Origin of the sequence: Salmonella sp. SAL03688, from assembly GCF_046551895.1 — a bacterium.
GTDB classification, from domain to species: Bacteria; Pseudomonadota; Gammaproteobacteria; order Enterobacterales; family Enterobacteriaceae; genus Salmonella; species Salmonella enterica.
The window spans coordinates 329,839-354,927 of the sequence record NZ_JBGDVI010000001.1 but is presented as its reverse complement, the minus strand read 5'-3'; the positions used below and the strand labels follow the sequence as shown (position 1 = coordinate 354,927).

Here is a 25,089-nt window from a genome sequence, read left to right as displayed (position 1 = left end):
TTTTGCCTGATGGCGCTTCGCTTATCAGGCCTGGCAGTCCGCGCAGGCCGATTTTAAACCAGCATCAGGCGCATGGCGCAGCGTGATTCATACGCCAGGCCGTGCGCCGCTTCCTCCTCTCTTTTCTGATATCGCGCGCTAATCCAACGTTGAGTGAAGGTGTGCGGTGATCCACAAAAAATGAATAAAGCGAGAGAACGCACGACAGGAGAGCCTTGTTTCGCGGCATCATAATTGCTGATGTGATAATCGTGAGAGGATACGATGCGCAAAGATGCCCTGCTTGCTTTCCTGATGAACCAAACGGATTTTTTTGATCCGGAAAATGTCAGTGAGGTGTTTACCGCGCGCTATCTGGCGCAGCGTTTTAATATGCAGCGCAATACCGCCAGCCATTACCTGAACCAACTGGTGGCGCAGGGCGTGCTCTGCAAAATCAATACCCGTCCCGTCTATTTCCTGCATAAGCAGGCATTTAGCCAACAGTTTTTTACCCTTTCGCGTAATGAATACGCCAGCGTCGCGGAGCTGTTAGCGCACGGGGAACAGGAGTGCGCGCCGGACGATCACTTTTCTCTGTTGATTGGTCATAACGAAAGCCTGAAGCGCCCGATTGAGCAACTGAAAACCGCGCTGTTTTATCCCGACGGCGGACTGCCGCTACTGATGACCGGCGAAAGCGGCACCGGTAAAAGTTATCTGGCGCAGCTCATGCACGAATATGCCATCGCCCAGGCGCTTCTGTCGCCGGATGCGCCATTTATCAGTTTTAATTGCGCCCAGTATGCGAGCAATCCCGAACTGCTGGCGGCGAATCTTTTTGGCTATGTGAAGGGCGCGTTTACCGGCGCGCAGAGCGACAGACCGGGCGCGTTCGAGGCGGCTGACGGCGGCATGTTATTTCTGGATGAAGTCCACCGGCTGAGCGCCGAAGGGCAGGAGAAGCTCTTTACCTGGCTCGATCGTGGTGAAATTTATCGGGTAGGCGACACCGCGCAGGGGCATCCGGTTTCGGTACGTCTGGTATTTGCGACGACCGAAGAGATACACAGCACCTTTCTGACGACATTTTTGCGACGCATCCCGATTCAGGTCAACCTGCCGGATCTCCAGCACCGCAGCCGCCAGGAAAAAGAGGCGCTGATCTTACTGTTTTTCTGGACGGAGGCGAAAAAACTTTCGGCCACGCTTATCCTCAAACCGCGTTTGTTGCAGATCCTCAATCAGTATGTTTATCGCGGCAACGTCGGCGAGCTGAAAAATGTGGTGAAGTATGCGGTGGCGACGGCATGGGCGAAAAAGCCTGGGCAGGAAACCGTTACCGTGTCGCTGCACGATCTGCCGGACGCCATGCTGTCGGCATTGCCGTCACTAAATGAATCGCTGGCGGACGACACGCCGGTGAGCATCTCGCCCGACACGAACCTTACCTGGCTGCTGCGCGCCCGCGACGAGATGCAGGGCATGATCCATGATACGCAGTGTCATGTGCTGGCGCTATACGAACTGGTACGTAGCGGGAAAGAGGAGTGGGAGACGGTACAAAAAAGAATGGGCGATGAAATTGAGACCCTCTTCGATCGCCTGATTTTTACCGGCGACGATAATGTGCACTCACAGCGGTTGCTGTTAATTACAAGCCAGGTGCGGGAAGAGTTTTATCGTCTGGAGAAGCGCTTCAATATGCAGCTTAACGGCAACTGTATTTACGCGCTTAGCCACTATTTAATCCATCGTACCGCACTGGCGCCTTCTCGTCTCAACAGCGAGCAGATCCGCCAACTGGACGCCTTCCTCGCCCAGAAATATCCGCTGCTGTACAGCTTCTGTTTACAAATTCTGGAGACGCTGGGCCAGAAGCTGGATCTGGAGCCGAGACGCATTGATATGCTGCTGCTGGCGCTTTGGCTGCATAAACAGGGGGCTAACAACCAAAAACAGGTGACGCATGCGGTGATTCTGGCGCATGGCTATGCCACCGCCAGCAGTATCGCCAACGTCGCCAACCGGTTACTGAAAAATACGATTTTTGAATCGTTCGATATGCCGCTGGACGTCACGCCGGAGGCGATAGCGCAGCAGGTGATGCGCTATCTGGAAGAGCATCCGCTCGCCTCCGGCCTGATGATTCTGGTGGATATGGGATCGCTCAAGGCCATTCATCGTCATTTTGATCGCGCGCTTTCCACGCCGGTGACGATTATCAACAACGTCTCGACCAGCATGGCCCTGTATGTAGGGGAGCGTATTTTACAGGGGCATTTTATTGAAGAGATCGCCCGCGATATCGCCCGGGATGTGCCGGTCGAGTATCAGCTCTACTGGCCGAAAAGCAACAAACCGCGCGCCATACTGACCACCTGCGCGACCGGTATCGGTGTGGCGACGAATCTTTGCGCATTACTGAGCGCCAGTATTCCGCAGGCGCTGGAGATTGACGTCGTCGCCTGCGATTATGCGATGCTGGCGAGCAATAAAACCCAGGAGCCGGTATTTATGCGCTACGACGTACTGGCGATAGTCGGCACGCTGGACCCGCACATCGCCAGCGTGCCGTGGATTTCGCTCGACTCGCTGATCTCCGGCGAGGGGAATCACTATCTGATGCGGCTGTTTGGTTCGCTGACCACGCCGGAGCAGGTGGCGGAGATCAACAACCTGCTGCTGAAAAACTTCTCGCTCCGACGAGTGATCGAATCCGTCACCATCCTCGACACCAGCAAAGTCATCAACCACGTTGAGCAGTTTCTGCTGCGCTATGAGCATCTGGCGGGCGTTACCGTCTCGAATGAAAGAAAGGTGGCGCTCTATGTGCATATTAGTTGCCTGATTGAGCGTCTGATCCGCCATGCGGGTATTACTGCCTGGAGTGGGCAACAGTGTCCGGAACAGGAACTGAATCGGCTACGGGAAGCGTTTAGTGTCATTGAGAGTAACTACAGTGTCAAAATCCCCACCGCCGAGCTTGGCTATATCCATAATATCCTGACCTTCGAAACAGAACTTATCGAGCAAGATCAACAGTTTTAACGATTTCCTGCTGTTAACCCGCATCTTTTTTCGGCGCGCCACTTTTTCTGGCACGCCGCTTGCTCTCTTTTATCACAGTGGAATGTGTTTTAGAGGTCAGGATGAAGAGACATTATATTTTCGCCAGCCACGGCACGCTGGCCAGCGGAGTTTTAAACTCCGTGGAGCTGATTTTAGGCAAACGGTCAAATGTCTGGACGCTGTGCGCTTACGTTGAAGAGAGCGTGGATTTAAGCCAGCAGGTAGATACGCTAATTGCCCGGATCCCGCCGGAAGATGAAATTATTGCGCTGACCGATATTTTTGCCGGCAGCGTGAATAACGAATTTGTCCGTTATTTATCACGAGAAAATTTTCATCTGCTGGCAGGGATTAACCTGCCGCTGGTTATCGATCTCTTTATGTCGGAAAACGATGGCAATACCACGCATACCATAATGACGGCGTTAGCGGATTCAAAAGAAAATATTCAGTACTGCAATCAAACTATCACCAGCGCCATGCAAAGCGATAAAGATTTTTAAGGGGAGGAAGCGTCATGATTGTTTTTTTACGGGTGGATCATCGTTTATTACATGGACAGGTCGCCTTTTCCTGGACGCAGTACGTTGGCGCAGACTGTATTTTAATTGCCAACGACAGCGTACCCAATGATGACCTGCGTAAAACCACCATTAAAATGGCGAAGCCGCCCGCGGTGAAGCTGGTTATTAAAAATATTGCCGATTCAATTGAAGCGATAAAAAGCGGCGTTACCGATAAATATAAACTTTTTATTGTTGTTGAATCCGTGGCGGATGCGTACCGGCTGGCGCGCGAATTACCCGACATTAAAAGTATTAATTTAGGCGGCACGAAGGTGCGTGAAGGGAGTCAGAATATTGCTAAAGCCATCAATCTGTTAGCGGATGAAATGACTCAACTTCGGGAGCTGGCGGCTGACGGAGTAGAGATAGAAATTCGGCTGGTGCCTAACGATCGTAAACAACTTTTTGCCTGAGCGGATACCCTCCTGAGGACATATTATGGTAGAGGCGCTTTTACTTGGACTGGTGGCGTTTATCGCCCAGTCTGAATATGCATTAGGGACGTCGCTGATTTCCAGACCTATCGTGACCGGACTTTTAACCGGACTGGTGCTGGGCGACATGGAAACCGGAATTGTGATGGGCGCGACGCTGGAGTTGGCGTTTATCGGTTCCTTTTCGGTGGGCGCGTCGCTGCCGCCAGATGTGGTCACTGGCGGTATTTTAGGTGTGGCCTTTGCGATTAATTCCGGCGCTGGGGCGGAAACCGCGCTGTTATTAGGTTTGCCTATCGCGACACTGGCGTTAATTGTGAAAAATATCTATAACGGAATGTTTATTCCGTTGCTCTGTCATAAAGCCGATGCTTACGCTGAGGTGGGGGATACCCGGGGCATTGAGCGTATGCATTTAATCTCCGGCATTGGGCTGTCGCTGACGCTGGGGATTATCGTCACGGTCTCTTATTTAGCGGGCGTGAATATGGTTAAAGGTTTTCTGGATGCCATTCCAGAATTTATTAAACATGGATTAAGCGTTGCCACAGGTATTATTCCCGCGCTGGGTTTTGCCATGCTGGCGCGCTTATTAATTAATAAAAAGGTCGCCCCCTATTTTTTCCTCGGTTTTGTTTTAATGGCGTATTTAAAAATTCCGGTGACGGGTATTGCGATTCTCGGCGCGATCGTCGCCGTCGTGATGGTCAATATGCCGAAATTTGCGGCCTCGCAACCGGCACCTGCGCAAGGAGCGTCTCATGACGATGAAGATGATTTCTGATAAAGACCGCCAGCAGGCGGAAACCACTGGTCTGGTCACCGCGCGTGATTTACGCCGCGTCTTCTGGCGGTCATTCCTGATGGAGTTTTCCTGGAACTATGAACGACAAATGAACCTGGCGTTCGTCTATACGCTCATTCCGGTATTAAAGAAACTGTATAGCCGAAAAGAAGATCTTGCCGAAGCGCTAAAACGCCATCTGGCTTTCTTTAATACCACGCCGCACATTGTGACGTTGATCCTCGGTATTACCGTGGCGATGGAGGAGAAAAATAGCCAGCAAAAAGAGATGGACGCCAGTTCTATCGATAACGTCAAAGCGTCGTTAATGGGGCCGCTGGCGGGTATTGGCGACTCTTTTTTCTGGGGAACATTGCGTCTTATCGCCACTGGCATCGGTACCAGTCTGGCGCTGAAAGGCAATATTCTGGGGCCGATTTTATTTCTGCTGGTGTTTAACGTACCGCATATTCTGGCCCGCTGGTTCTTTACCCGCTGGGGCTATGTGCTGGGAACCGGCGTACTGCAACGTATTCAGCAAAGCGGAATGATGGAAAGCCTAACCTATGGCGCCTCGATTATCGGTCTGATGGTGGTTGGCGCGATGACGGCCTCCATGATTGATATCACCATTCCCATTACGTTTGGTACGGGAGAAGCGAAAACCCATGTTCAGGACATTATTAACGACATCATGCCTTGTCTGCTGCCGTTAATTAGCTTCGCCATTGTGTACTGGCTGTTAGGGAAAAAAGTGAAACCGTTAACCATCATTGGCGGTATTGCGCTGGTGGGAATTTTCGGTTCCTGGATAGGGTTATTTTAAGAGGGATACACAATGTCACCAACCATGCTGACCTATATTAACGAAGAGTCTGACGTCCTGGCGAATATTATTCGACGCCATCGCCAGTCGCTGGAAGAAGTATCGCGGTTCGCCAGCCAAAAAACGTTACGACGAATCCTGATATTAGCCACCGGATCGTCATTGAATGCCGCCTTTTGCGCCCGTTATTTCTTTGAGCGCTGCGGTATCTCTATCGATATTAAAGAGCCGTACACCTTTAGCCAGTATGAGAATAGCGATCCGCAAGCCGATATGGTTATTGCTATTTCCCAGAGCGGGAAAAGCGCTTCTACCCTGGAGGCGATGCGTAAAGTTCAGGCGCAGGGACGTCCGGTATTCGCTCTGACCGCCGATCCGCAAAGCCCCCTTGGCAAGGCCAGTGATTATCCACTGGATATTCTGACCGGGATTGAGTCCGTCGGCTTTGTTACCCGTGGATTTAGCGCGACGGTACTGAATCTGTTGCTTATCGCGTTGTTAATTGCCCGTCAGCAGCAGCGACTGACGGAATCGCAGGTCGAGGAGTATGTGGCGCAGCTTCAACGCATCGCGGCAACCCTGCCGTTGGTTATCGTGCGTACGGAAGCGTTTATTCACCAGCACCAGGCCGTTTTACGAAACGGGACGCGTTTTGTGGCGATAGGCTACGGCGCGCTGGTTGGGGTGGCAAAAGAGTTGGAAACTAAATTTACCGAGACGGTACGTGTTCCCTCAAGCGGGTTTGAGCTGGAAGCCTATATGCACGGCCCGTATCTGGAAGCCAATGCGGAACACGTGATGTTCTTCTTTGAGGACCGGCCCGACGCGCGCTCCAGGGCGCTACGGGAGTATATGACGCCTGCGGTTGCCAAAACCTTTACTCTCACGCTGGCGAAGGCGGCGCAGGATGACCAGACGCTTGCGCTGGATGTAGCGGTTGATCACCATTTCTCGCCATTACTGTTGATTGTACCGGTACAACTCATGGCGTTTCATATCGCCTCACTGAAAGGCATCGACCTTTCGGTACGCATTTTTGACGATTTCGATCGCGTTTTAAAAAGTAAAATCTGAACAATCAGGAGAAAAATATGTTGGGTTTTAATCAGGACGAGTACCTGACGAGTGCTCGTGAGATCATCGCTGCGCGCCAGAAGGCAGAACAGGTTGCTGACGAGATTTATCAGGCCGGGTTCAGTTCTTTATTTTTCGCCTCTGTTGGCGGTTCACTGGCGCCAATGATGGCAATTAATGAATTTGCCAAAGAATTAACGACGTTGCCGGTTTATGTTGAGCAGGCGGCAGAATTAATTCATAAAGGAAATAAGCGGCTGAATAAAGACTCTGTGGTTGTTACGCTGTCTAAATCCGGTGATACCAAAGAATCGGTGGCGATCGCCGAGTGGTGTAAAGCGCAGGGAATACGCGTAGTCGCTATTACCAAAAATGCGGACTCTCCGCTGGCGCAGGCGGCGACATGGCATATTCCGATGCGTCACAAAAATGGCGTGGAATATGAATATATGCTGCTGTACTGGCTGTTTTTCCGCGTGCTGTCGCGCAATAACGAATTCGCCAGTTACGATCGCTTCGCCAGCCAACTGGAAATTCTGCCGGCGAATCTGCTGAAAGCGAAACAAAAATTTGATCCGCAGGCGGACGCTATCGCCAGCCGTTATCATAACAGCGATTATATGATGTGGGTCGGCGGCGCGGAGATGTGGGGCGAGGTCTATCTGTTCTCCATGTGTATCCTGGAAGAGATGCAGTGGAAGCGCACGCGCCCCGTCAGCTCTGCGGAATTTTTCCACGGCGCTCTGGAGCTGCTGGAAAAAGACGTTCCGCTCATTCTGGTGAAAGGGGAAGGGAAATGCCGCGAGCTGGACGAGCGCGTGGAACGCTTCGCCAGTAAGATTACCGATAACCTGGTGGTGATTGATCCGAAAGCGTATGCGCTGGACGGCATTGATGATGAGTTCCGCTGGATTATGGCGCCCTGCGTCGTCTCGACACTGCTGGTTGATCGGCTGGCGGCGCACTTCGAGAAATATACCGGCCACAGTCTGGATATTCGTCGTTACTACCGTCAGTTCGATTATTAACAGAAAGGGGCGTGTAGCATATACAGTGCCTGATGGCGCTTCGCTTATCAGGCCTGTGCGCCAGTTTATTGATAAAGATGATGTGTAGGCCGGGTAAGGCGCAGCCGCCACCCGGCATATATGACCTTCTCTTTTAACCCTCAACATTCACCACTTTGATCTCCACCATGCCAATCCCCAATTTGCGCGGCGAATGGCCCAAAATATTACCTTCGTTGGTGGCGACGGGAGCGGGCGGCGCAATGACTAAGGTATTCGCGTCCGTCGGGTTGTTGAAATGCAGCGTGATAGTGGACATATCGTGACCCAGCACCAGCGTCTGTTCTTCGTTGCCTACGCGTACCGGAATTGGCCGATTCGCGTTGTCGCCGAAGGCTTTGGCGGTGATCACCAGATCAAACTTTTTCGGCAGCGGCGCTTTATATTCGATTTTAACCTCATCGCCCAACTGCGCATTTGACCAGCGCCCCCAGGACTCCGGCCGGGAAATGCCGCTAAACTGCTTCACCTCCTCCGGCGCGCCCGCCACATTAAAGATAAAGCTATCGGCTTTATAACGAATATCGTTATCGACAATCTTTAAGGTATCGACGTTGCCTTTGTAGCGCTCCATATCGATCATCGTGTCTTTAAACGCCGTCTTACCCTGCCACTGCGCTTTATCAACATGCTGTACGGTTTGCTGCCCGCCAAGCTGTCCCTGCGAGACGCACCAGTCGGTAGAGAGCGCCAGCGCCGGCGCCCATAGCTGCGCCATTTTGTAGCAGCGATCGATCCAAACGAAATTATCGCGCGGGGCGAAGTCGGCCAACTGGAACCGTAGCGGAGCGGAGTATTCACTTTCCGGTAACGGTTCGACGCGCTTATCCGATACGCGCAGTAGTAACGGCAGGCGGAAGTGGCTCCCGGAAAACGCGATCATGTTTTTGTCCCGATCGACGGTAAAATCTTTTATCTCTTTCGGGAAATTCCACAGGCGAATGATATCCGGCTTCATCGCCAGCACTTTCTCTTTTACATTCAGGAACACTTCCGACAGCGACTGCCCGGAAAGGCTGCTACGTCCCAGACCGATAAAATTATCGCCGCCGAGAATATCCAGCACCGTTGCGCCGTTGTCCATCGTGTTGCGTTTGACCGCCAGCGTCTCCTGCTGCGGTTTATCGCCGCGCAGAATGAAAAACAGATTGTTGCGATCTTGCTTATTCAGGTACTTCCAGGCCGTATTATTCATCGCCAGATGGTCGGAAGAGACGACGATAACGGTATCTTTAAACCACGGTGACGCTTTGATTTTGTTGATAAACTCGGCGATGTTTTCCTGGCTGCAACTTACGGCGCTAAAGGACTGGTTGGGCTTGCCGTCGTAATCGTAGCGTTTGCGGTTGCAGGTGCGTGAGATAAACCCGTCCGGGTGGTGAGTATCTACGGTCAGCGTAAACAGCGAAAAACGCTGGCCTGAGCGGGAAAGCGCTTCAAATTTCTTCCATGCCTCATCAAGCACCGTATCGTCGTAGAAGCCCCAGTCGTTACGATAAGACGGGTCCGCCACCACCGTTTTTAGCTCTTCAGCGCCGTACAGATGATCAAATCCGTGTGATTTCAGGAACACGTCTTTCCCGGCAAAACGCAGGTTAGCGCCCTGCACGAAATAGTTCTGGTAGCCGGAGTTTTTCAGAATATCGCCGAGGCAGATATTCTGCGGAAAGAAGCTGGAAACCGACGCGGACGCATTGCCCTCAAACGGCGCAAACAGCGGAATACCACACTGGGAAGCCACCATCCCGGCGATGGTGTAATCCGTTCCCGGCAGTTGCATGGTATGGCTGAAATCCAGCCCCTCATTTTTCAGCGCGCCCAACTCTGGCGTGAGATTGGGGAAAGCGTCATTATCAAAATAGGTCCGTTCCAGGCTCTCGCCGTAGATATAGACCAGATTGAGCTTCGGATTAGGAATGGTTTTTGCTGGTTCTTTATAATAAACGGCAAAATCCGGATCGCCATCGCGCATTTGTGATTTTACCAGTTCGGTAATCTGGCGAAACGCCGGGCTGGCGTCGACCGAACCCAACGCCAGCAGTAACGCCAGCAGGCTGTAACCGACATGATGAGGATGGTGACGGCGGCGGCGTAGTACCCATCCCAGCGCGCCAAATACCGCCACTAACGCCAGGGCAATGCCGATTCCCGGCAGAATATATTTGCCGACTCCCGCTCCCGTCAGACTATTCGTGAGCGTATAAAGCACTGCGTCGTTGATCCCGTCGCCGGTAAAATAGTCGCTGGCATACAGGGTAATATTCAGAATGACAAAAAGTCCCAGCACCGTGAGAGTGGCGGCAAACCACCAGGTGTTACGGCCCGCCTTCCAGGCATATATCAGCACAGAGGCGAGAAACAGAGCGACAGAGAGCAACTCGGACAACTGACGATCCTCAATAAACCAGGCTTATCGCTGGCAGGAAAAAATTTCTAACAATGTAATAGCGATGTCACATTGCTGCAATTCTAATGACTTTACACGGCGCTGCTATTTAGAATGAGTTTAGAAAGTTGGTTTTTTGATCGGCATCACTTCCTGCCATAGCGGTTAATAACAGGAAAAGACGAAGAGAAAAATCGGGTTAATGCTGTGTTGGCGGGTAAAGGGCCAAAACACGGCTTTTATCAGGGCGTTCCAGCGTGGCGCACGGTCAGAAAAACGCAGTCAGGAGAGGAAATTCAGCCCTTGCTGCAACACCAGATCGCAAGCTTTGGTTTTCACCTTTTCCGCCAGCGGCGTACTGCCGATATTATTGAGGTTCAACTGCTGGCCGTCCTTCGTCTTGAGCAACCCTTGCAGGCCGTTTAGGTAGTTAGTGTCCTGCTCCTGCTGTGTGGTATCCAACCCCAACTTGTTCAGAATCTGATTTTTAACGTTTTCCACGTTGGTAGCGGACGCCAGTTTCTGTTTGGCACAGTACTGCAAAATACCGGCGGCATTATTCATATTATCGGCGCTGAGTGACTGGGCACCTCTGCTGAGCAGACCGGTTAGCGCAGAAAGCGACATCCCGCCCTGCTGTGCGTTCGCGCCCTGAGCGCTTAACTGACTGGCGGCAATACCGCTGGTGGAAATCAGTACGCTGGCGATCGCCGCGCAGCACAGAACATGTTTCGCTGTATTCATGGTAATCACCTGTGTTATGCCTGCCAGGCGTCGTATCGCCCTGGAGCACGTTGCAATTTAATACTCTTTACCTGTCACCCGGCTGCGGTAACTGTCCCAGGTAAAATTAACCCATAAACTGTTGCCGAGACGCATACGGTCCATGACGCGTTCGCCAAGCATTTTCGTCATCTCTTCCATATTGCTGTTCGTCAACATGCCGGTGGGACGTTTTGACGAGGAACGACGATCGACAATTTGATTGATGATCACTTTTTCATAGCGGGATTCGGTCTGCACGCCGATCTCGTCGATCACCAACAGATCAACGTTACTCAGATCGTTAAGCAACTGCTCTTCGCTGGTTTCCCGATTGCTGAACGTGTCTTTCATCGCTGACATAATATCCGCTACGGTGATAATCAGTACTGACTTTCCGCGCAGCAGCAGCTCGTTACAAATAGCCGCGGCGAGATGATTTTTACCGGTTCCCGGCTTGCCGGAAAAGACAAAGCTGGCGATATTGCCGTCAAACTCATCAACGTATTGTCGGGCTTTGCTTAACGCGTTCATTTGTCCGTCGCACTCAACCCGGTAGTTATCAAACGAACAGTTCTGATGTAGCGGTCGAATGCCGGAACGGTTAAAGGTGCGCTGCATTTTCATCGCCCGATTTTCCCGCGCCAGCGCCGCCGCCCGGATCTCGCCTTGCTCTTTCTGCCAGGCCAGCAGTTCTTCGCCCGTTTTAAACGCCGGCGTAATATGCGTAGGCATCATTTTTTGTAGACGCTGCATCAGGTCGCCAACATTTTTCATCGTTACCCCCTAAAACCTGGTGGAATATGATTGTCAGGTTCGCTGACGCTATTGATGTCGCGCTGCGGCATTCCGCCATTGCTGGAACGGCTGATTTGCACGCTGCGCGCCAGCTTTTGCTGCCACTGGATATGGTGAAAAACCTTACCTTCCGCCTGCCAGTAGGCGATAAACGCCGCCAGCTCTTCTGCGGTGACCGGCTCCCGAAGCGCCACGCCCCAAAGGGCAGCCTGACGCTGAAAATCCGCATCCGGTTGCCAGGCGGGATACATGGCGAATTTTCCGCAGGGAATCGCAACGGGGGCGGCTTCGGGTTCTTCGTAAAATTGCGCGTCTAACGCCACATCGCTTCCCGGACGTGATAACTTTTCTTCAAGCGCCAGCAGTTCAGCCATGCGTGCAGGCGTCACGGCATAAAAGGCAGGCGCATTATTAGCGAATACCGCCACTGCGCCGCCCGTTGACTTCGCCAGCACAGCATGATGATCGTGTAAAAGGGCGTCAATACCGATGACGTCCGACGTTAAAATTCTGGAAGACATAATGTTTCTCAATATGGAACAACAACCGAGAAGGGCGACTGTTTTTATAGTACCACACAGACCTGTAAGAACAGCAGGAGGCGTTCCACCATTCACACGCGGGGGCGTTTGCGGTACAGCCATAATCCCGGTACAGAGAGGCCAATTGAGAGCGCGCCAACAATGGAAGAGGCTTTCAGAAAATTGGTCAGCAGCGTAATCATCATCGGTTCGCTATAGCCCAGATGGCTAATTTTTACTGCGGAAATCATCGCGGTATAGGCGGAAATCCCCGGAAACATCGGGATCACGGCCGCGACGGTAAACACTTTAGGGTGAGCGAGATACCAGCGTGACCACTGAATACCAATACTGCCGACCAGCAGCGAAGCCATAAACGTCGACCATTCGATATTAAAGCCTGCGCTCATCATCAGCATACGCGAGCCATGACCCAGCGCCCCCAGTAGCGCGCACCACGGAAGCGCCCGGTGGGGAACATTAAAGACCATCGCAAACCCGACGGCGGGGATCGCAGACAAGATCATGTCCTGCATTAGCGCCAGTAAAAAGTCGATTATACCCATCCTCGTAGCCCCCATATTGTCATTGACATCACTACGCCCACACAGGTGGCCAGTGTCAACAGGCTGGCGATAGCCCAGCGCGCCAGCCCGGTATTAATATGTCCTTTAAACATATCTGCGACGGAATTAATCAGCGGAAAGCCCGGCACCAGTAGCAGTACGCTCGCCGCCATGGCGATAGTGGGCGTCTGGCTAAAGGCGGGAAGGGTGAGCATCAGCCCGGAAATCGTGGTAGCGACAAAGGCGGTAATGCAAAAATTGATCTGCGGATGTAAATGCCGCTGCGCCAGCATCTGGCGGATATACATGGCTATCATACTGGCGAAAAAGGTGATAACCGCGCCATCCCAGCCGCCATTATTCAGCTTACAAAAGCAGGAGCAGGAAAGACCGACCATAAACGCCACCAGCCAGCGCGGATAACGCAGCGGGCGGAGCTGGCTAAAGCGTTTTTCCACGCCTTTGTAATCCAGCAGACGATGTTCCGCGAGGATAACGATATGCTGAACCTCCGTGACGACGTGCATATTAATGCCGCGATCCTGGTTTTTACGTGTCGATGTCAGACATTGTCCGTCTTTAATGGTCGTCAGGACAATGGCGTTAGAGGAGATCGCGCTTTCGACGCTATCCATACCGAGCGCCAAACCGAGGCGGGTGGAAAGCTCATCAACCAGTGCGCTTTCCGCCCCGTGCTGCAATAAAAGCAGCCCGCATTGAATACATAACCGTGTTACTGCTCGTTGAATTGATTGCTCTTCTTGCATGACTCGTCCTGTCCGAAAAGACATTCTATGCGCCGCCACTATGACAGAGGCTTTCTTTTTAACACGAAGCGCAGGCATGATGGCGTTGGTTAAGATCAATTTCTTGTTGATAAAAACGTCAACCACCAGACGCAACGCATAAGCTTCCTGAGACGTGCGCTTCGTCACAGGCAGGATATCCTTATGGGCGACGGTTCTCGTATGTCCGTTTCCAGAATAGAGGCATTATGCCAGCCTGGTCGCTCATTTTTGAATCAATGATGTGGTGAATTTTATCAACTATATGCATTAATGGTTTAACCACAATGGCGTGAGCAGCGGGCGTAAAAATAGGCATGACTTAGTGTAATTCGTAGATATTACATGGGTTTTATGGATGGTGGACAGTATTGTTGGGCTTTTGTTTTAGGACTCAGCAATATGAATGAAGGGCGAACTCATATTTTAAATTTATTAATATGATGCGTTTTCGTTAGAATTGCTAATGTGCAAATTTAGTTAATTTAATTGTCTTGCTTCTGGTTTTATGAGTAACTATGCGATAGTGATTTCATGTTTTTGTGCTATGTGGATTGTAGCGCAATCAATGGTAGATATTTAAAAATAAAACAAGGATAATTAATCCACTCGGCCTATATTTCTTTGCGATCATTGTTAATAGTGTTTTTATTAATGGGGCAATGAAAAGTGGCGGCGTGGGTGCGGAGGAATTATGCTGCCAGGATGCTGCAAAAATGGACTTATTATCAGTAAAACCCCTCTTATACAGGAAGGCCTTAAAGGGGCTATAACAGGTAATTTCCCCGATTATAAACTGGCGTATTGTCGTACGATAGAAGAGCTAACGCTGCTACAGCTACGCCGAAGTAATTTAGTTATTGCTGATTTAGCAGTTAACAATGCCTCTCCCCGCGCTATCTGCGAATATTTTTATAGCTTAATCTCGCAATATCGCGACATACATTGGGTATTTCTGGTTCCTAAATCCTGCTATCCACATGCGGTTGATCTTCTGATGGGCCCCGTCAGCACCTTGCTTTCAGACGAAGAGCCAATCGAGAATCTTATTAGCGTTATCCATGCGGGAAACGCTCGCTCAGAAAGAATAAGTAAAACGTTATTATCGCCTCAGGTACCGTCTGAAATTCAGCAGTTCCACGACAGGCCGATTGTCCTTACGCTGTCTGAACGAAAAGTATTACGCCTTTTAGGAAAAGGGTGGGGCATTAACCAAATTGCGGCGTTACTTAAAAAAAGTAATAAAACAATTAGCGCCCAAAAAAATAGCGCCATGCGACGCTTATCAATACACAGTAATGCAGAGATGTATGCATGGATAAACAGTTCTCAGGGAGCCAGAGAATTGAACCTACCTTCGGTATATGGAGAAACCATGGAATGGAAAACAGAATCAGCAAGAGAAATGTTGCGCTCGTAGAAAAATGCGTGATGAGCACCATTGGTATTAAAGGGCTATTTGATGCAATGCCGGATTGCCGACATACGCTTCATATTTTTTCAAAACCATCCGCGTTTTATAAGGCTGCGCTAAAGACGCCGTTTTCTGCCGTTATTTTTTCTCTTTCTGCGTTAAGAACTGAACGCCGGACAGGATTATCCAGCCTGACGGAACTGGCGATAAATTATCCCCATATGCGGCGTCTGGTGATTGCCGATGATGATGCTGAAGCCCGCTTAATCAGCGCATTATCCCCGCTGCCGCTGGATGGGGTCATCAGCAAAGCGTCGCCGTTGGATGTTTTACAGGATGCCTTATTTACATCGCTTAATAGCGCCCGGCGGACAACGGAGCGTACAGACAATCTTTGGGAACTTCACCAGAATTGTATGCTTAGTCCAACCGAGCGGGAGATTCTGCGTTTCATGTCGAACGGCTACTCAATGCCGCAAATTGCCGTCCAGTTAGAACGTAACATTAAGACTATCCGGGCGCATAAGTTTAATGTGATGTCCAAGCTGGGCGTGAGTTCTGATGCCGGGTTACTCGATGCTGCGGATATTCTGTTATATCTGCGCGCCGGAGATGGTACCGTGCTCCAGCATCGGGTATAGCCCGCGCCGGATGCGCCGTGCTTGTTCGGGGAATCCGGGTGTCAGGCACGTTATTGGCACACGTCTACCCAGGTCGCCGATGTCAGTTCAGCCATTCTTTCCGGCGTGATGCGTACCGCGCTGTGCGTGGCGCCTGCGGCAGGCAATACTTCGTTATACCCCTTCAGAGAGATGTCGCAATAAACGGGCAGCGGGTGCTCCAGCCCGAAAGGACATACGCCGCCGACAGGATGTCCGGTTGCATTGACCACTTCATCGCTGCTCAACATACGGGCTTTTGCGCCGAAAGTGGTTTTAAGCTTCTTATTATCCAGGCGGGCATCGCCTTTCGCGACCACCAGGATAATGGTGTCTTTTACTTTAAGCGAGAGCGTCTTAGCTATCTGCCCTGGCTCTACATTGTGCGCTTTGGCTGCCAGCTCGACAGTCGCTGTACTTTGATTTAATTCGATAATTTCAATATCGGGAGCATGATCGGCCAGAAATTGCCGTACAGATTGCAGACTCATTCTTCTCTCCTGAGACCTTACCAATAGCCACGGTAGACCCAAAAATGGCAAAACGTAATTTGGCATACGGAGAGCGCCGCTGTAAATATAATAATGTGACAGGCCAGCAGCAGTAAGCCGTGACGATAACTGAAGGCAACGTAACGCAGTTTACTTTAGCGTGCAGTCGCCGCACTGCTGTACGTCAGGTAAGCGGTAACGTTGGCAGCAGGTTCTGCGTACCAGAAGACCGTCGCGCATTACGACGGTCCGCCACAGCGGGTTATCCTGACCGTCGGATAGCTGCTTTTCAAAAAAACAGCGCTGGCGTAGCGTTGCCAGCAGGGCTTCGCCAAGCAGCGGTTTCATCTCAGTCAGATACCAGTTGATTAAATAACCGGTATTGCTCCAGATAAGTTTCGCGTTGATGTCGCCAGTCGCCTCCAGCGCCTGAATGACCGGCTGTAGTGCGGAGACTACCAGCGTTTCCATTCGTTCTTCCGGGGAACGCCCCGTTGCCAGGTTATCCTGATGCACGTCAAGCCAGAAACACGCGGCGCGCCCGGTTTCATGAAATTCAACGTGAATATGTTCTGCCGAGACATCGATAGCGCGCGCTTGCGTCAGTAATGCCAGCATCAGCGGCGGCGCCATCAGCCCGATATACCATTGCGCCCACAGGGAGAGTAACGGCTTATTTTCACGTGGCAGGCCTGGCGTGTGCCGATAGATATGATCGGAATAGGCGGCCAGCAATGAACGAAACGTCGCGGGGCGCGTCCACTGGGCAAGAGTCATCGCCGTTGGCGGCGGCGTTTCATCCAGCCGGATGAAGTCCAACAGGTACTCACGGGTAGAGGCGATCGTCTCGCGTACTGCGTCCGCCAGCGAGGCGTCTTCCGGCTGGGGAGCAGCTCGCCAGATAATATCGTCAGCAATCGGTGCGGAACGGTAGGCCATAGCGCAGTTTAATGATGTTAATCTAAATGATAATGATTGCTAATCCTATCGATAGCGATAAACGATGGCAAGCGGTTTATGGTTAACGTTGTTGGCGTAGCACGATTACGTCAGCAGGATTCATAGGGCGCGCATGTCGTCGCTGACCAGAATGTGGTTACGTCCAAGATGCTTGGCTTCGTAGAGCGCTTTATCCGCTTTTTCGATAGCGTCTCCGATATTGCGATCCGTCAGGGGCGCAATGCCGATACTGACAGTGACATTGGTGGCGACGCTTTCGTTAAACATATGCGGGATTTTAAGATCGTATACTTCCTGTCGGATACGTTCTGCGGTAGCGCGGGCTTGCTGTGGTTCGGCGGTGGTCAGCAACACCAGAAATTCTTCCCCGCCAAAACGGCAGACGACATCGCGCGATCGCACGGCGTCCCGAATTGCCGCTGAGACGCGGATTAACGCCTGATCGCCCATCATATGACCGTAGTGATCGTTGTACGCTTTGAAATGATCGATATCCAATAGCAGGACGTAGTGTTCATGGCTGCCCGGCGCCTGTAACGTATCCAGCCGATTTTGCAGGCCACGGCGGTTATATAAGCCGGTTAATGGATCAAGCATACTCAGGCCATTGAGGGTTTCCCGCTCGGCCAGCAGCTTAAACATGAGCTGTTGGGCAAAATTATCGTAGCGTTTCTGGATAACATGTTGAATAGCGATTCCCACCATTGGCAGGGCCAGCAAATAGAGAATTCGCAAACCTTGTTCATTACCGTTCAGCCACAGGCAGACCGCGACTGGCGGTAGCGAATAGAGCGTAAACGCGACGATATTCGCGGCAAAGGCTATCGAGCCGATAAACAGAACGCTAAGCAGGGAAATCAGTAAAAAAGAGAAATCATAATGGCCTAACGCCGGATACTTTAGCGCAATATGCGCCGCCCATATTCCCCCAAAGAGTAGGGAGATAAAGGGGAGATTAATTCTTTTTTGCCCATATTTCCCATGCCATATCAACAGTAATACGCTCAGGACCACTATCCCGATCATTGGCGTGCAAAATACATTGATCTGATAAAGGGGGAAAACGAGAGTAAATAGCGCCGACACGGCGTTGAGAAACAAGAAAAGACGTAAAGAAAACTGATACTTCTTAATACGAAGCGACCGCCAGGATGGTGTTGTCATGGGTAATTGTCGTTATTTATCGGTGATATACACGGAATCGGGCGCCAACATGAAAATAACGTATGAGAAAAGGTCGCCTAAAGCGAGGTGTTGTTGTTTTTACGTTAACAGTCGGACAATTTATCACCTTACTGAATACGTGTCATCAACCGTTAAGTAAAACTCATCTCTTTAGCTTTCTCCCTGGCTGACAAATGAGAAAATATATCATATGATATTGGTTATCATTATCAATTCCAGAGGTAAAACCATGTTGCAGCGGACGTTAGGCAGCGGATGGGGCGTGTTATTGCCTGGAGTGATTATCGTTGGACTGGCGTTTATCGGCCTGTCAGCTTATGCGCTGAAGCTGTTGATTGTATCAGGATTGCTACTGTCTGCGCTGATGTTGTATCACAAACAATTACGGCATTTTGTACTGCTGCCATCGTGTATGGCGCTTATTGGCGGCATGATGTTGGCAATGATGAACTGGAATCAGGGATGAAAATGAAGGGACAAAGGAAGGATAAGATAATTGGTGCGAGGGGGGGGACTTGAACCCCCACGTCCGTAAGGACACTAACACCTGAAGCTAGCGCGTCTACCAATTCCGCCACCTTCGCACAGTTATCTTACTTTTTGATATCGCCTCGTTGGTGCGAGGGGGGGGACTTGAACCCCCACGTCCGTAAGAACACTAACACCTGAAGCTAGCGCGTCTACCAATTCCGCCACCTTCGCCCAGTGCGAGCAATATCAACGTGGTTTTGGTGCGAGGGGGGGGACTTGAACCCCCACGTCCGTAAGGACACTAACACCTGAAGCTAGCGCGTCTACCAATTCCGCCACCTTCGCATACCATCGATTCTTGAAAAGAATCACTACCACGGAGGCGCATTTTAGTGGTTTTCAGCTATTCGTCAATAGTTAATTGCATGGGATAGATTGATTGCTGCAAAAATGGGCGCGAGACGCAGGTTGGATAAGACGCCTGGCGTCGCCATCCGGCACATGCAACCAGATGGCGCTGCGCTTATCAGGCCAACTATTTCTTCGCCTGACGGGTCATCACGGTACGATAAACCTTAAAGCGCCCGGTTTGCGCGATGACTTCATGGAAGCCAAAGGTCTCATCCAGAATCTTAGGATAGGGCAGAAAGGCGTTCGCCACGATGCGTAACTCTCCGCCGCTGTTCAGATGGCGCACTGCGCCGCGAATGAGCGTTTGCGCCGCATCAAGGCTGGTTTGCATTCCGTCGTGGAACGGCGGGTTGGAGATGATCATGTCAAAACGTCCTTTGACTTCCGAAAAGACGTTGCTGGCGAATACCTCGCCTTCAAGACCATTAGCGGCAAGCGTGGCGCGGCTGGCTTCCACCGCCGGCGCGCTGACGTCACACAGCGTCAGGCGCACTTTCGGCGAATGGCTGGCCAGCGCGGCGGAAAGCACGCCAGCGCCGCAGCCGACATCCAGCACTTTACCTTTGGTGTGCGGCGTCAGCGTAGACAGCAGCAGTTGGCTACCAACATCCAGTCCGTCGCGGCTGAATACGCCCGGCAACGTTTTGATGGTCAGCCCGTCGATATTGTACTCGGCCCACCAGGATTCAAGACTAAACTGCGGCTGCTTTTCCAGACGACCATGGTAAAGGCCGCAACGTCGCGCGCTATCTACTTTGTTCAGCGGCGCATAGTCCGCCAGCATCGGTTCGGCGCTACGCACGCCGCTGCGGTTTTCCCCTACGACGAAAACATCGACGCCAGACGGCATCAGCGACAAAATATTCATCAACTGGAACTGCGCTTCGGGTTTATTTTTCGGCCAGTAGTAGATCAGCGTATCGCAGTCAGCGACATCGCTGGCTTGCGCGACCAGGCTAAAATGGACGTTATCGCCCATCTGGCGGCTTAACGCCTGCCAGTGGTGAAACTGTTGCGTATACGCGCGGCTGGCGGCGCATTCAAAGCGCGCGGGCAGGTCATCCTGCAAATCTCCGGCAAAAAGAATACGGCTTTGTTCGAAATCATCACTGTGGCGCAGCAAGACTTCACTTGCCGGGGTAAAAGCAGACATGGAATGCTCCTTAATTCAGACTGGCGGCGATTATAGTAGTTTGATGGCGGAGATTCGACAGATTTGCTATATTTGCGCCCCTGATTACAGGAGCGTTTCGCTATGACATCCCGACGAGACTGGCAGTTACAGCAACTGGGTATTACGCAGTGGGCGCTGCGACGTCCTGGCGCGCTACAGGGCGAGATTGCGATTTCCCTTCCCGCGCACGTTCGTCTGATCGTGGTTGCAGAGGAATTACCCGCGCTGAACGAGCCGCTAATGCGCGATATTTTACGCGCGTTGACCGTGAGTCCCGATCAGGTTTTACCCCTGGCGCCTGAGCGCGTCGCCATGCTGCCGCAGGGCAGCCGTTGTAATAGCTGGCGGTTAGGAACTGACGCGCCGCTCCAACTCGAAGGCGCTCAGGTCACGACGCCGGCGTTTAATGAACTCCGGGCAAACCCGGCGGCACGCGCCGCACTATGGCAACAAATCTGCGAACATGAACACGATTTCTATCCTCAGCACGACCGATCTCCCCGCAGCCTGGCAGATTGAGCAACGCGCTCATGCGTTTCCGTGGAGCGAAAAAACGTTTTTCGGCAACCAGGGCGAACGGTATCTCAACCTTAAGCTGACTGCTGCTGACAGAATGGCCGCGTTTACCATTACACAGGTGGTGCTGGACGAAGCGACGCTGTTCAATATTGCCGTCGATCCGGATTTTCAGCGTCGGGGGCTGGGGCGTATGCTGCTTGAGCATCTGATTGATGAACTGGAAAAACGTGGGGTTGTAACGCTATGGCTGGAGGTACGCGCCTCTAACGCTGCCGCCATCGCGCTGTATGAAAGTCTGGGGTTTAACGAGGCGACGATTCGCCGCAATTACTATCCCACGGCACAAGGGCATGAGGACGCCATCATCATGGCGTTACCGATAAGCATGTAATAAAAGAGGCAAGGTGTAATGATGAAGTGGGACTGGATTTTCTTTGATGCCGATGAAACGCTGTTTACGTTTGATTCTTTCACCGGCTTACAGCGGATGTTCCTTGACTATAGCGTCACCTTTACCGCTGAGGATTTCCAGGATTACCAGGCCGTGAATAAGCCGCTATGGGTGGATTATCAGAACGGCGCGATTACTTCATTACAATTGCAGCACGCGCGCTTTCAAAGTTGGGCTGAACGGCTAAACGTTGCGCCGGGGCTGCTGAATGACGCTTTTATTAGTGCGATGGCGGAGATCTGTTCTCCTTTGCCGGGCGCCGTTTCGCTACTTAATGCGATTCGCGGGCAGGCTAAAATCGGTATTATTACTAACGGTTTTACCGCGCTACAACAAACTCGTCTGGAGCGCACCGGGCTGCGCGAGTATTTCGATCTGCTGGTGATTTCCGAGCAGGTTGGCGTCGCGAAGCCCGATCCGAAAATCTTTAACTACGCCCTGGAGCAGGCGGGGAATCCTGACCGCTCGCGCGTATTAATGGTTGGCGATACCGCGGAGTCCGATATTCTTGGCGGCATTAACGCCGGACTGTCGACCTGCTGGCTTAACGCGCATCATCGCGAGCAGCCCGCGGGTATCCATCCAACCTGGACTGTGGCGTCATTAAGCGAACTGGAGCAGCTCCTGTGTAAACACTGATTGCCTCCCCCAGGTTGATGGGTAAAATAGCCGCATTTTTCGTATTCAACATGCGTGGTCAAACGCCGCGCTTACTCAAGAAGATTTGACTATGACGTTGTCTCCTTATTTGCAAGAGGTGGCCAAACGCCGCACTTTTGCCATTATTTCTCACCCGGACGCCGGTAAAACCACCATTACCGAAAAAGTGTTGCTGTTCGGACAGGCGATTCAGACCGCCGGTACGGTAAAAGGCCGTGGCTCCAGCCAACATGCAAAATCTGACTGGATGGAGATGGAAAAACAGCGTGGTATCTCTATCACCACCTCGGTGATGCAGTTCCCGTATCACGACTGTCTGGTGAACCTGCTGGACACCCCGGGGCACGAAGACTTCTCCGAAGATACCTACCGTACCCTGACGGCGGTGGACTGCTGTCTGATGGTGATCGACGCCGCAAAAGGTGTTGAAGACAGGACTCGTAAGCTGATGGAAGTTACCCGTCTGCGTGATACGCCGATCCTGACCTTTATGAACAAACTCGACCGTGACATCCGCGACCCGATGGAGCTGCTGGATGAAGTGGAAAATGAGCTGAAAATCGGCTGCGCGCCGATCACCTGGCCGATTGGCTGCGGCAAGCTGTTTAAGGGCGTTTATCACCTTTATAAAGATGAAACTTATCTGTATCAGACCGGTAAGGGCCACACCATTCAGGAAGTGCGCATCGTTAAAGGGCTGAATAACCCGGATCTGGATGCCGCCGTCGGTGAAGATCTGGCGCAACAGCTGCGCGACGAGCTGGAACTGGTGCAGGGCGCGTCTAACGAGTTTGATGAAGAGCTGTTCCTGGCAGGGGAAATTACCCCGGTATTTTTCGGTACCGCGCTGGGTAACTTTGGCGTTGACCATATGCTGGATGGTTTAGTGGCGTGGGCGCCCGCGCCGATGCCGCGTCAAACCGATACCCGCACAGTGGAAGCCTCGGAAGAGAAATTCACCGGTTTTGTCTTTAAAATTCAGGCCAATATGGACCCGAAACACCGCGACCGCGTGGCGTTTATGCGCGTGGTTTCCGGTAAGTATGAGAAGGGCATGAAGCTACGCCAGGTCCGTACCGGCAAAGATGTGGTGATTTCCGACGCGTTAACTTTTATGGCGGGCGACCGTTCGCACGTTGAAGAAGCGTACCCGGGCGATATTTTGGGTCTGCATAACCACGGCACCATTCAGATCGGCGATACCTTCACTCAGGGCGAGATGATGAAGTTTACCGGTATCCCGAACTTTGCGCCGGAACTGTTCCGTCGTATTCGCCTGAAAGATCCGCTCAAGCAGAAGCAGCTACTGAAAGGGCTGGTGCAGCTTTCTGAAGAGGGGGCGGTTCAGGTATTCCGTCCCATCTCCAACAACGATCTGATTGTCGGCGCCGTGGGCGTTTTGCAGTTTGACGTTGTTGTCGCGCGCCTGAAAAGCGAATACAACGTTGAGGCGATTTATGAGTCCGTCAACGTGGCGGCGGCGCGCTGGGTGGAAAGCGCCGATGCGAAGAAATTCGAAGAGTTTAAGCGTAAGAATGAAACGCAGCTGGCGCTGGATGGCGGCGACAACCTCACCTATATCGCCCCCACGATGGTTAACCTGAACCTGACCCAGGAACGTTACCCTGACGTTCAGTTCCGTAAAACGCGCGAACACTGATCCCTTTCCGGGCGCGGCATCCGCCGCGCCTTCGTACTTTCCCTGCCTTTTTAACCGCTTACGGAATGTTCTTAAATCCCGCGTTTTTTCTCCGATCTGCCTGTTTTTTATACGCACCGACAAGCGATTTTAAAATTGTGATCTATATTTAACAAAGTGATGACATAAATGTCGGCTTTAATGCCTGTTCAATGCGTGAATATGAGAGCTTAAAGCTGAGATTTGTTTCAGTCACGATATTAATAACTGAAACGGAAGGGTGGCAGGCGACGCGTCGTTACAAATTCACGAATGTGATGCCAGTCATTGACTTCAGAAACCGGTGAGTTTCACCGCATTCAGCAATGCAACCTCGTGTTGCCTGAGCTCAAATTACGAGCAAACTATACAGGACAAATCGATGACTATGACAAGACTGAAGATTTCTAAAACTCTGCTGGCCGTAATGTTGACCTCTGCTGTTGCGACAGGTTCTGCCTTTGCAGAAAACGCAACAACGGACAAGGCGCAAAGCGGAGCCGAAACCACAGGGCAAAAAGTCGATAGCTCTATGAATAAAGTCGGTAACTTCATGGATGACAGCGCCATCACTGCGAAAGTCAAAGCTGCGCTGGTAGACCATGACAATATTAAAAGCACCGATATTTCTGTCGAAACCAATCAGAAAGTCGTCACCCTGAGCGGCTTTGTAGAAAGCCAGGCGCAGGCTGAAGCCGCCGTGAAAGTGGCGAAAGGCGTAGAAGGCGTGACCTCCGTTAGCGACAAACTTCATGTTCGCGACAATAAAGAAGGTTCCATGAAAGGCTATGCCGGCGATACGGCCACGACCAGTGAAGTCAAAGCCAAGTTGCTGGCGGACGATCTCGTCCCTTCCCGTAAAGTGAAAGTGGAAACGACCGATGGTGTCGTACAGCTCTCCGGTACCGTTGAAACTCAGGAACAAAGCGACCGCGCTGAAAGCATCGCGAAAGCCGTTGATGGCGTAAAAAGTGTTAAAAACGATCTGAAAGTTCAGTAATTCGTCGTAATTCGTCCTCCCGACGTTTGTCGGGAGGCGTAATGTGCACCACACTAAAAATATCGCGAATGAGTAGCCTGAGCGCTCATATTTAGCGGTCGACATTAACTATGGTAAAGGAGAGGCTTATGTTTCGTTGGGGCATTATATTTCTGGTTATCGCGTTAATTGCCGCCGCATTGGGTTTTGGTGGACTGGCTGGTACGGCTGCCGGCGCGGCGAAAATCGTCTTCGTCGTCGGGATCGTGCTCTTCCTGGTCAGCCTGTTCATGGGCCGTAAACGACCCTAGCAGGCATCTGTAAAGATATATTGCTATCAAGCCAGTCCAGCGGACTGGCTTTTACGGTTTTAGCCGTTAACGTTTTGCGTTACCTTGTCAGCCTGGAAAAAAATGA

The 25,089-nt window shown here is 51.7% G+C and carries 26 protein-coding genes, 3 tRNA genes and 1 pseudogene; 16 read left to right on the top strand and 14 right to left on the bottom strand.

Annotation, left to right across the window (positions count from 1 at the left end):
* Nucleotides 1-53: 53 nt before the first annotated feature.
* Nucleotides 54-128 (bottom strand): annotated as a pseudogene (locus ACLJR2_RS01605) (GNAT family N-acetyltransferase); the annotation flags it as partial.
* Between the two features lie 136 nt (nt 129-264).
* Here ACLJR2_RS01605 and ACLJR2_RS01600 point away from each other — a divergent pair.
* From ACLJR2_RS01600 to ACLJR2_RS01570, 7 genes are all read left to right on the top strand, one after another.
* Nucleotides 265-3,030, top strand: a complete 2,766-nt coding sequence (locus ACLJR2_RS01600; RefSeq protein ID WP_001224215.1) for a sigma 54-interacting transcriptional regulator — start codon at nt 265-267, stop codon at nt 3,028-3,030.
* Between the two features lie 101 nt (nt 3,031-3,131).
* Entirely contained in the window at nt 3,132-3,554 is a 423-nt protein-coding gene (locus ACLJR2_RS01595; RefSeq protein WP_000820693.1) for a PTS sugar transporter subunit IIA, read from the top strand.
* A gap of 14 nt (nt 3,555-3,568) precedes the next feature.
* On the top strand, nt 3,569-4,030 hold the full coding sequence (locus tag ACLJR2_RS01590; RefSeq protein ID WP_000634727.1) for a PTS sugar transporter subunit IIB: 462 nt from the start codon (nt 3,569-3,571) through the stop codon (nt 4,028-4,030).
* 25 nt (nt 4,031-4,055) lie between these two features.
* On the top strand, nt 4,056-4,835 hold the full coding sequence (locus tag ACLJR2_RS01585; RefSeq protein WP_000228866.1) for a PTS mannose/fructose/sorbose/N-acetylgalactosamine transporter subunit IIC: 780 nt from the start codon (nt 4,056-4,058) through the stop codon (nt 4,833-4,835).
* The gene (locus ACLJR2_RS01580; protein ID WP_000178062.1) at nt 4,813-5,661 is read left to right on the top strand and encodes a PTS system mannose/fructose/sorbose family transporter subunit IID; all 849 of its coding nucleotides are present in this window, start codon (nt 4,813-4,815) and stop codon (nt 5,659-5,661) included. The genes ACLJR2_RS01585 and ACLJR2_RS01580 overlap by 23 nt, the downstream gene beginning before the upstream one ends.
* A 12-nt stretch (nt 5,662-5,673) precedes the next feature.
* Nucleotides 5,674-6,735 (top strand): SIS domain-containing protein, encoded by a 1,062-nt coding sequence (locus tag ACLJR2_RS01575; RefSeq protein ID WP_000075428.1) that lies wholly within the window; start codon nt 5,674-5,676, stop codon nt 6,733-6,735.
* 17 nt (nt 6,736-6,752) lie between these two features.
* On the top strand, nt 6,753-7,763 hold the full coding sequence (locus ACLJR2_RS01570; RefSeq protein WP_000900313.1) for an SIS domain-containing protein: 1,011 nt from the start codon (nt 6,753-6,755) through the stop codon (nt 7,761-7,763).
* Between the two features lie 133 nt (nt 7,764-7,896).
* Here the strand turns inward: ACLJR2_RS01570 and opgB are convergent, their stop codons facing one another.
* The 6 genes from opgB to ACLJR2_RS01540 all read right to left on the bottom strand — a co-directional run bounded on the left by opgB (nt 7,897) and on the right by ACLJR2_RS01540 (nt 13,602).
* Complete coding sequence (gene opgB / locus ACLJR2_RS01565; RefSeq protein ID WP_001292724.1) at nt 7,897-10,188, bottom strand: phosphatidylglycerol--membrane-oligosaccharide glycerophosphotransferase; 2,292 nt, start codon at nt 10,186-10,188, stop codon at nt 7,897-7,899.
* A gap of 282 nt (nt 10,189-10,470) precedes the next feature.
* The gene (locus ACLJR2_RS01560) at nt 10,471-10,932 is read right to left on the bottom strand and encodes a DUF2501 domain-containing protein (RefSeq protein WP_001090314.1); all 462 of its coding nucleotides are present in this window, start codon (nt 10,930-10,932) and stop codon (nt 10,471-10,473) included.
* Between the two features lie 57 nt (nt 10,933-10,989).
* On the bottom strand, nt 10,990-11,727 hold the full coding sequence (dnaC, locus tag ACLJR2_RS01555; protein ID WP_000799930.1) for a DNA replication protein DnaC: 738 nt from the start codon (nt 11,725-11,727) through the stop codon (nt 10,990-10,992).
* 2 nt (nt 11,728-11,729) lie between these two features.
* Nucleotides 11,730-12,269: a primosomal protein DnaT gene (gene dnaT / locus ACLJR2_RS01550; protein ID WP_000098573.1), complete on the bottom strand. Its 540-nt coding sequence runs from the start codon at nt 12,267-12,269 to the stop codon at nt 11,730-11,732.
* 92 nt (nt 12,270-12,361) lie between these two features.
* Entirely contained in the window at nt 12,362-12,835 is a 474-nt protein-coding gene (locus ACLJR2_RS01545) for a threonine/serine exporter (RefSeq protein ID WP_000511329.1), read from the bottom strand.
* Nucleotides 12,826-13,602 carry a threonine/serine exporter ThrE family protein gene (locus ACLJR2_RS01540; protein ID WP_001747536.1) on the bottom strand — a complete coding sequence of 259 codons (777 nt, stop codon included), beginning with the start codon at nt 13,600-13,602 and terminating at the stop codon, nt 12,826-12,828. Before ACLJR2_RS01540 ends, ACLJR2_RS01545 begins: the two co-directional genes overlap by 10 nt.
* A 712-nt stretch (nt 13,603-14,314) precedes the next feature.
* Between ACLJR2_RS01540 and ACLJR2_RS01535 the strand changes: the two genes are divergently transcribed.
* Together ACLJR2_RS01535 and bglJ are read left to right on the top strand one after the other, a co-directional pair.
* On the top strand, nt 14,315-15,040 hold the full coding sequence (locus tag ACLJR2_RS01535; RefSeq protein WP_000936653.1) for a response regulator transcription factor: 726 nt from the start codon (nt 14,315-14,317) through the stop codon (nt 15,038-15,040).
* On the top strand, nt 15,001-15,675 hold the full coding sequence (gene bglJ / locus ACLJR2_RS01530; RefSeq protein WP_000431548.1) for a DNA-binding transcriptional activator BglJ: 675 nt from the start codon (nt 15,001-15,003) through the stop codon (nt 15,673-15,675). Before ACLJR2_RS01535 ends, bglJ begins: the two co-directional genes overlap by 40 nt.
* Before the next feature lie 50 nt (nt 15,676-15,725).
* Here the strand turns inward: bglJ and ACLJR2_RS01525 are convergent, their stop codons facing one another.
* The 3 genes from ACLJR2_RS01525 to ACLJR2_RS01515 form a co-directional block, all read right to left on the bottom strand.
* A complete protein-coding gene (locus ACLJR2_RS01525) occupies nt 15,726-16,184 on the bottom strand; it encodes a YbaK/EbsC family protein (RefSeq protein ID WP_000058276.1) in 459 nt (152 codons plus the stop codon).
* A 150-nt stretch (nt 16,185-16,334) separates the two neighbouring features.
* Nucleotides 16,335-17,123: a siderophore-iron reductase FhuF gene (gene fhuF, locus ACLJR2_RS01520; RefSeq protein WP_000331536.1), complete on the bottom strand. Its 789-nt coding sequence runs from the start codon at nt 17,121-17,123 to the stop codon at nt 16,335-16,337.
* 120 nt (nt 17,124-17,243) lie between these two features.
* Nucleotides 17,244-18,308, bottom strand: a complete 1,065-nt coding sequence (locus ACLJR2_RS01515) for a GGDEF domain-containing protein (RefSeq protein ID WP_000211207.1) — start codon at nt 18,306-18,308, stop codon at nt 17,244-17,246.
* Between the two features lie 250 nt (nt 18,309-18,558).
* Here ACLJR2_RS01515 and ACLJR2_RS01510 point away from each other — a divergent pair, with 250 nt between their 5' ends.
* Nucleotides 18,559-18,795 (top strand): DUF1435 domain-containing protein, encoded by a 237-nt coding sequence (locus ACLJR2_RS01510; RefSeq protein ID WP_000941879.1) that lies wholly within the window; start codon nt 18,559-18,561, stop codon nt 18,793-18,795.
* 31 nt (nt 18,796-18,826) lie between these two features.
* Here the strand turns inward: ACLJR2_RS01510 and ACLJR2_RS01505 are convergent.
* The 4 genes from ACLJR2_RS01505 to rsmC form a co-directional block, all read right to left on the bottom strand.
* Nucleotides 18,827-18,913: transfer RNA gene (locus ACLJR2_RS01505), tRNA-Leu, on the bottom strand.
* Nucleotides 18,914-18,944: 31 nt separating this feature from the next.
* A tRNA-Leu gene (locus ACLJR2_RS01500) sits at nt 18,945-19,031 on the bottom strand.
* Nucleotides 19,032-19,058: 27 nt separating this feature from the next.
* Nucleotides 19,059-19,145 (bottom strand) — tRNA-Leu (locus ACLJR2_RS01495).
* 190 nt (nt 19,146-19,335) lie between these two features.
* Nucleotides 19,336-20,364, bottom strand: coding sequence for a 16S rRNA (guanine(1207)-N(2))-methyltransferase RsmC (rsmC, locus tag ACLJR2_RS01490; protein WP_001534743.1), 1,029 nt, complete (start codon nt 20,362-20,364; stop codon nt 19,336-19,338).
* A gap of 102 nt (nt 20,365-20,466) precedes the next feature.
* On the opposite strand from rsmC, the gene ACLJR2_RS01485 reads away from it, so the two are divergent.
* From ACLJR2_RS01485 to ACLJR2_RS01460, 6 genes are all read left to right on the top strand, one after another.
* Nucleotides 20,467-20,904 carry a DNA polymerase III subunit psi gene (locus ACLJR2_RS01485; protein ID WP_000203996.1) on the top strand — a complete coding sequence of 146 codons (438 nt, stop codon included), beginning with the start codon at nt 20,467-20,469 and terminating at the stop codon, nt 20,902-20,904.
* Entirely contained in the window at nt 20,849-21,295 is a 447-nt protein-coding gene (gene rimI / locus ACLJR2_RS01480) for a ribosomal protein S18-alanine N-acetyltransferase (protein ID WP_043991240.1), read from the top strand. Before ACLJR2_RS01485 ends, rimI begins: the two co-directional genes overlap by 56 nt.
* Before the next feature lie 21 nt (nt 21,296-21,316).
* On the top strand, nt 21,317-21,994 hold the full coding sequence (yjjG, locus tag ACLJR2_RS01475) for a pyrimidine 5'-nucleotidase (protein WP_000870686.1): 678 nt from the start codon (nt 21,317-21,319) through the stop codon (nt 21,992-21,994).
* Between the two features lie 91 nt (nt 21,995-22,085).
* On the top strand, nt 22,086-23,675 hold the full coding sequence (gene prfC / locus ACLJR2_RS01470; RefSeq protein ID WP_057516995.1) for a peptide chain release factor 3: 1,590 nt from the start codon (nt 22,086-22,088) through the stop codon (nt 23,673-23,675).
* 400 nt (nt 23,676-24,075) lie between these two features.
* Nucleotides 24,076-24,693, top strand: a complete 618-nt coding sequence (gene osmY, locus ACLJR2_RS01465; RefSeq protein WP_000178958.1) for a molecular chaperone OsmY — start codon at nt 24,076-24,078, stop codon at nt 24,691-24,693.
* Between the two features lie 128 nt (nt 24,694-24,821).
* Nucleotides 24,822-24,983 carry a DUF1328 domain-containing protein gene (locus tag ACLJR2_RS01460; protein ID WP_000490276.1) on the top strand — a complete coding sequence of 54 codons (162 nt, stop codon included), beginning with the start codon at nt 24,822-24,824 and terminating at the stop codon, nt 24,981-24,983.
* Nucleotides 24,984-25,089 lie beyond the last annotated feature (106 nt).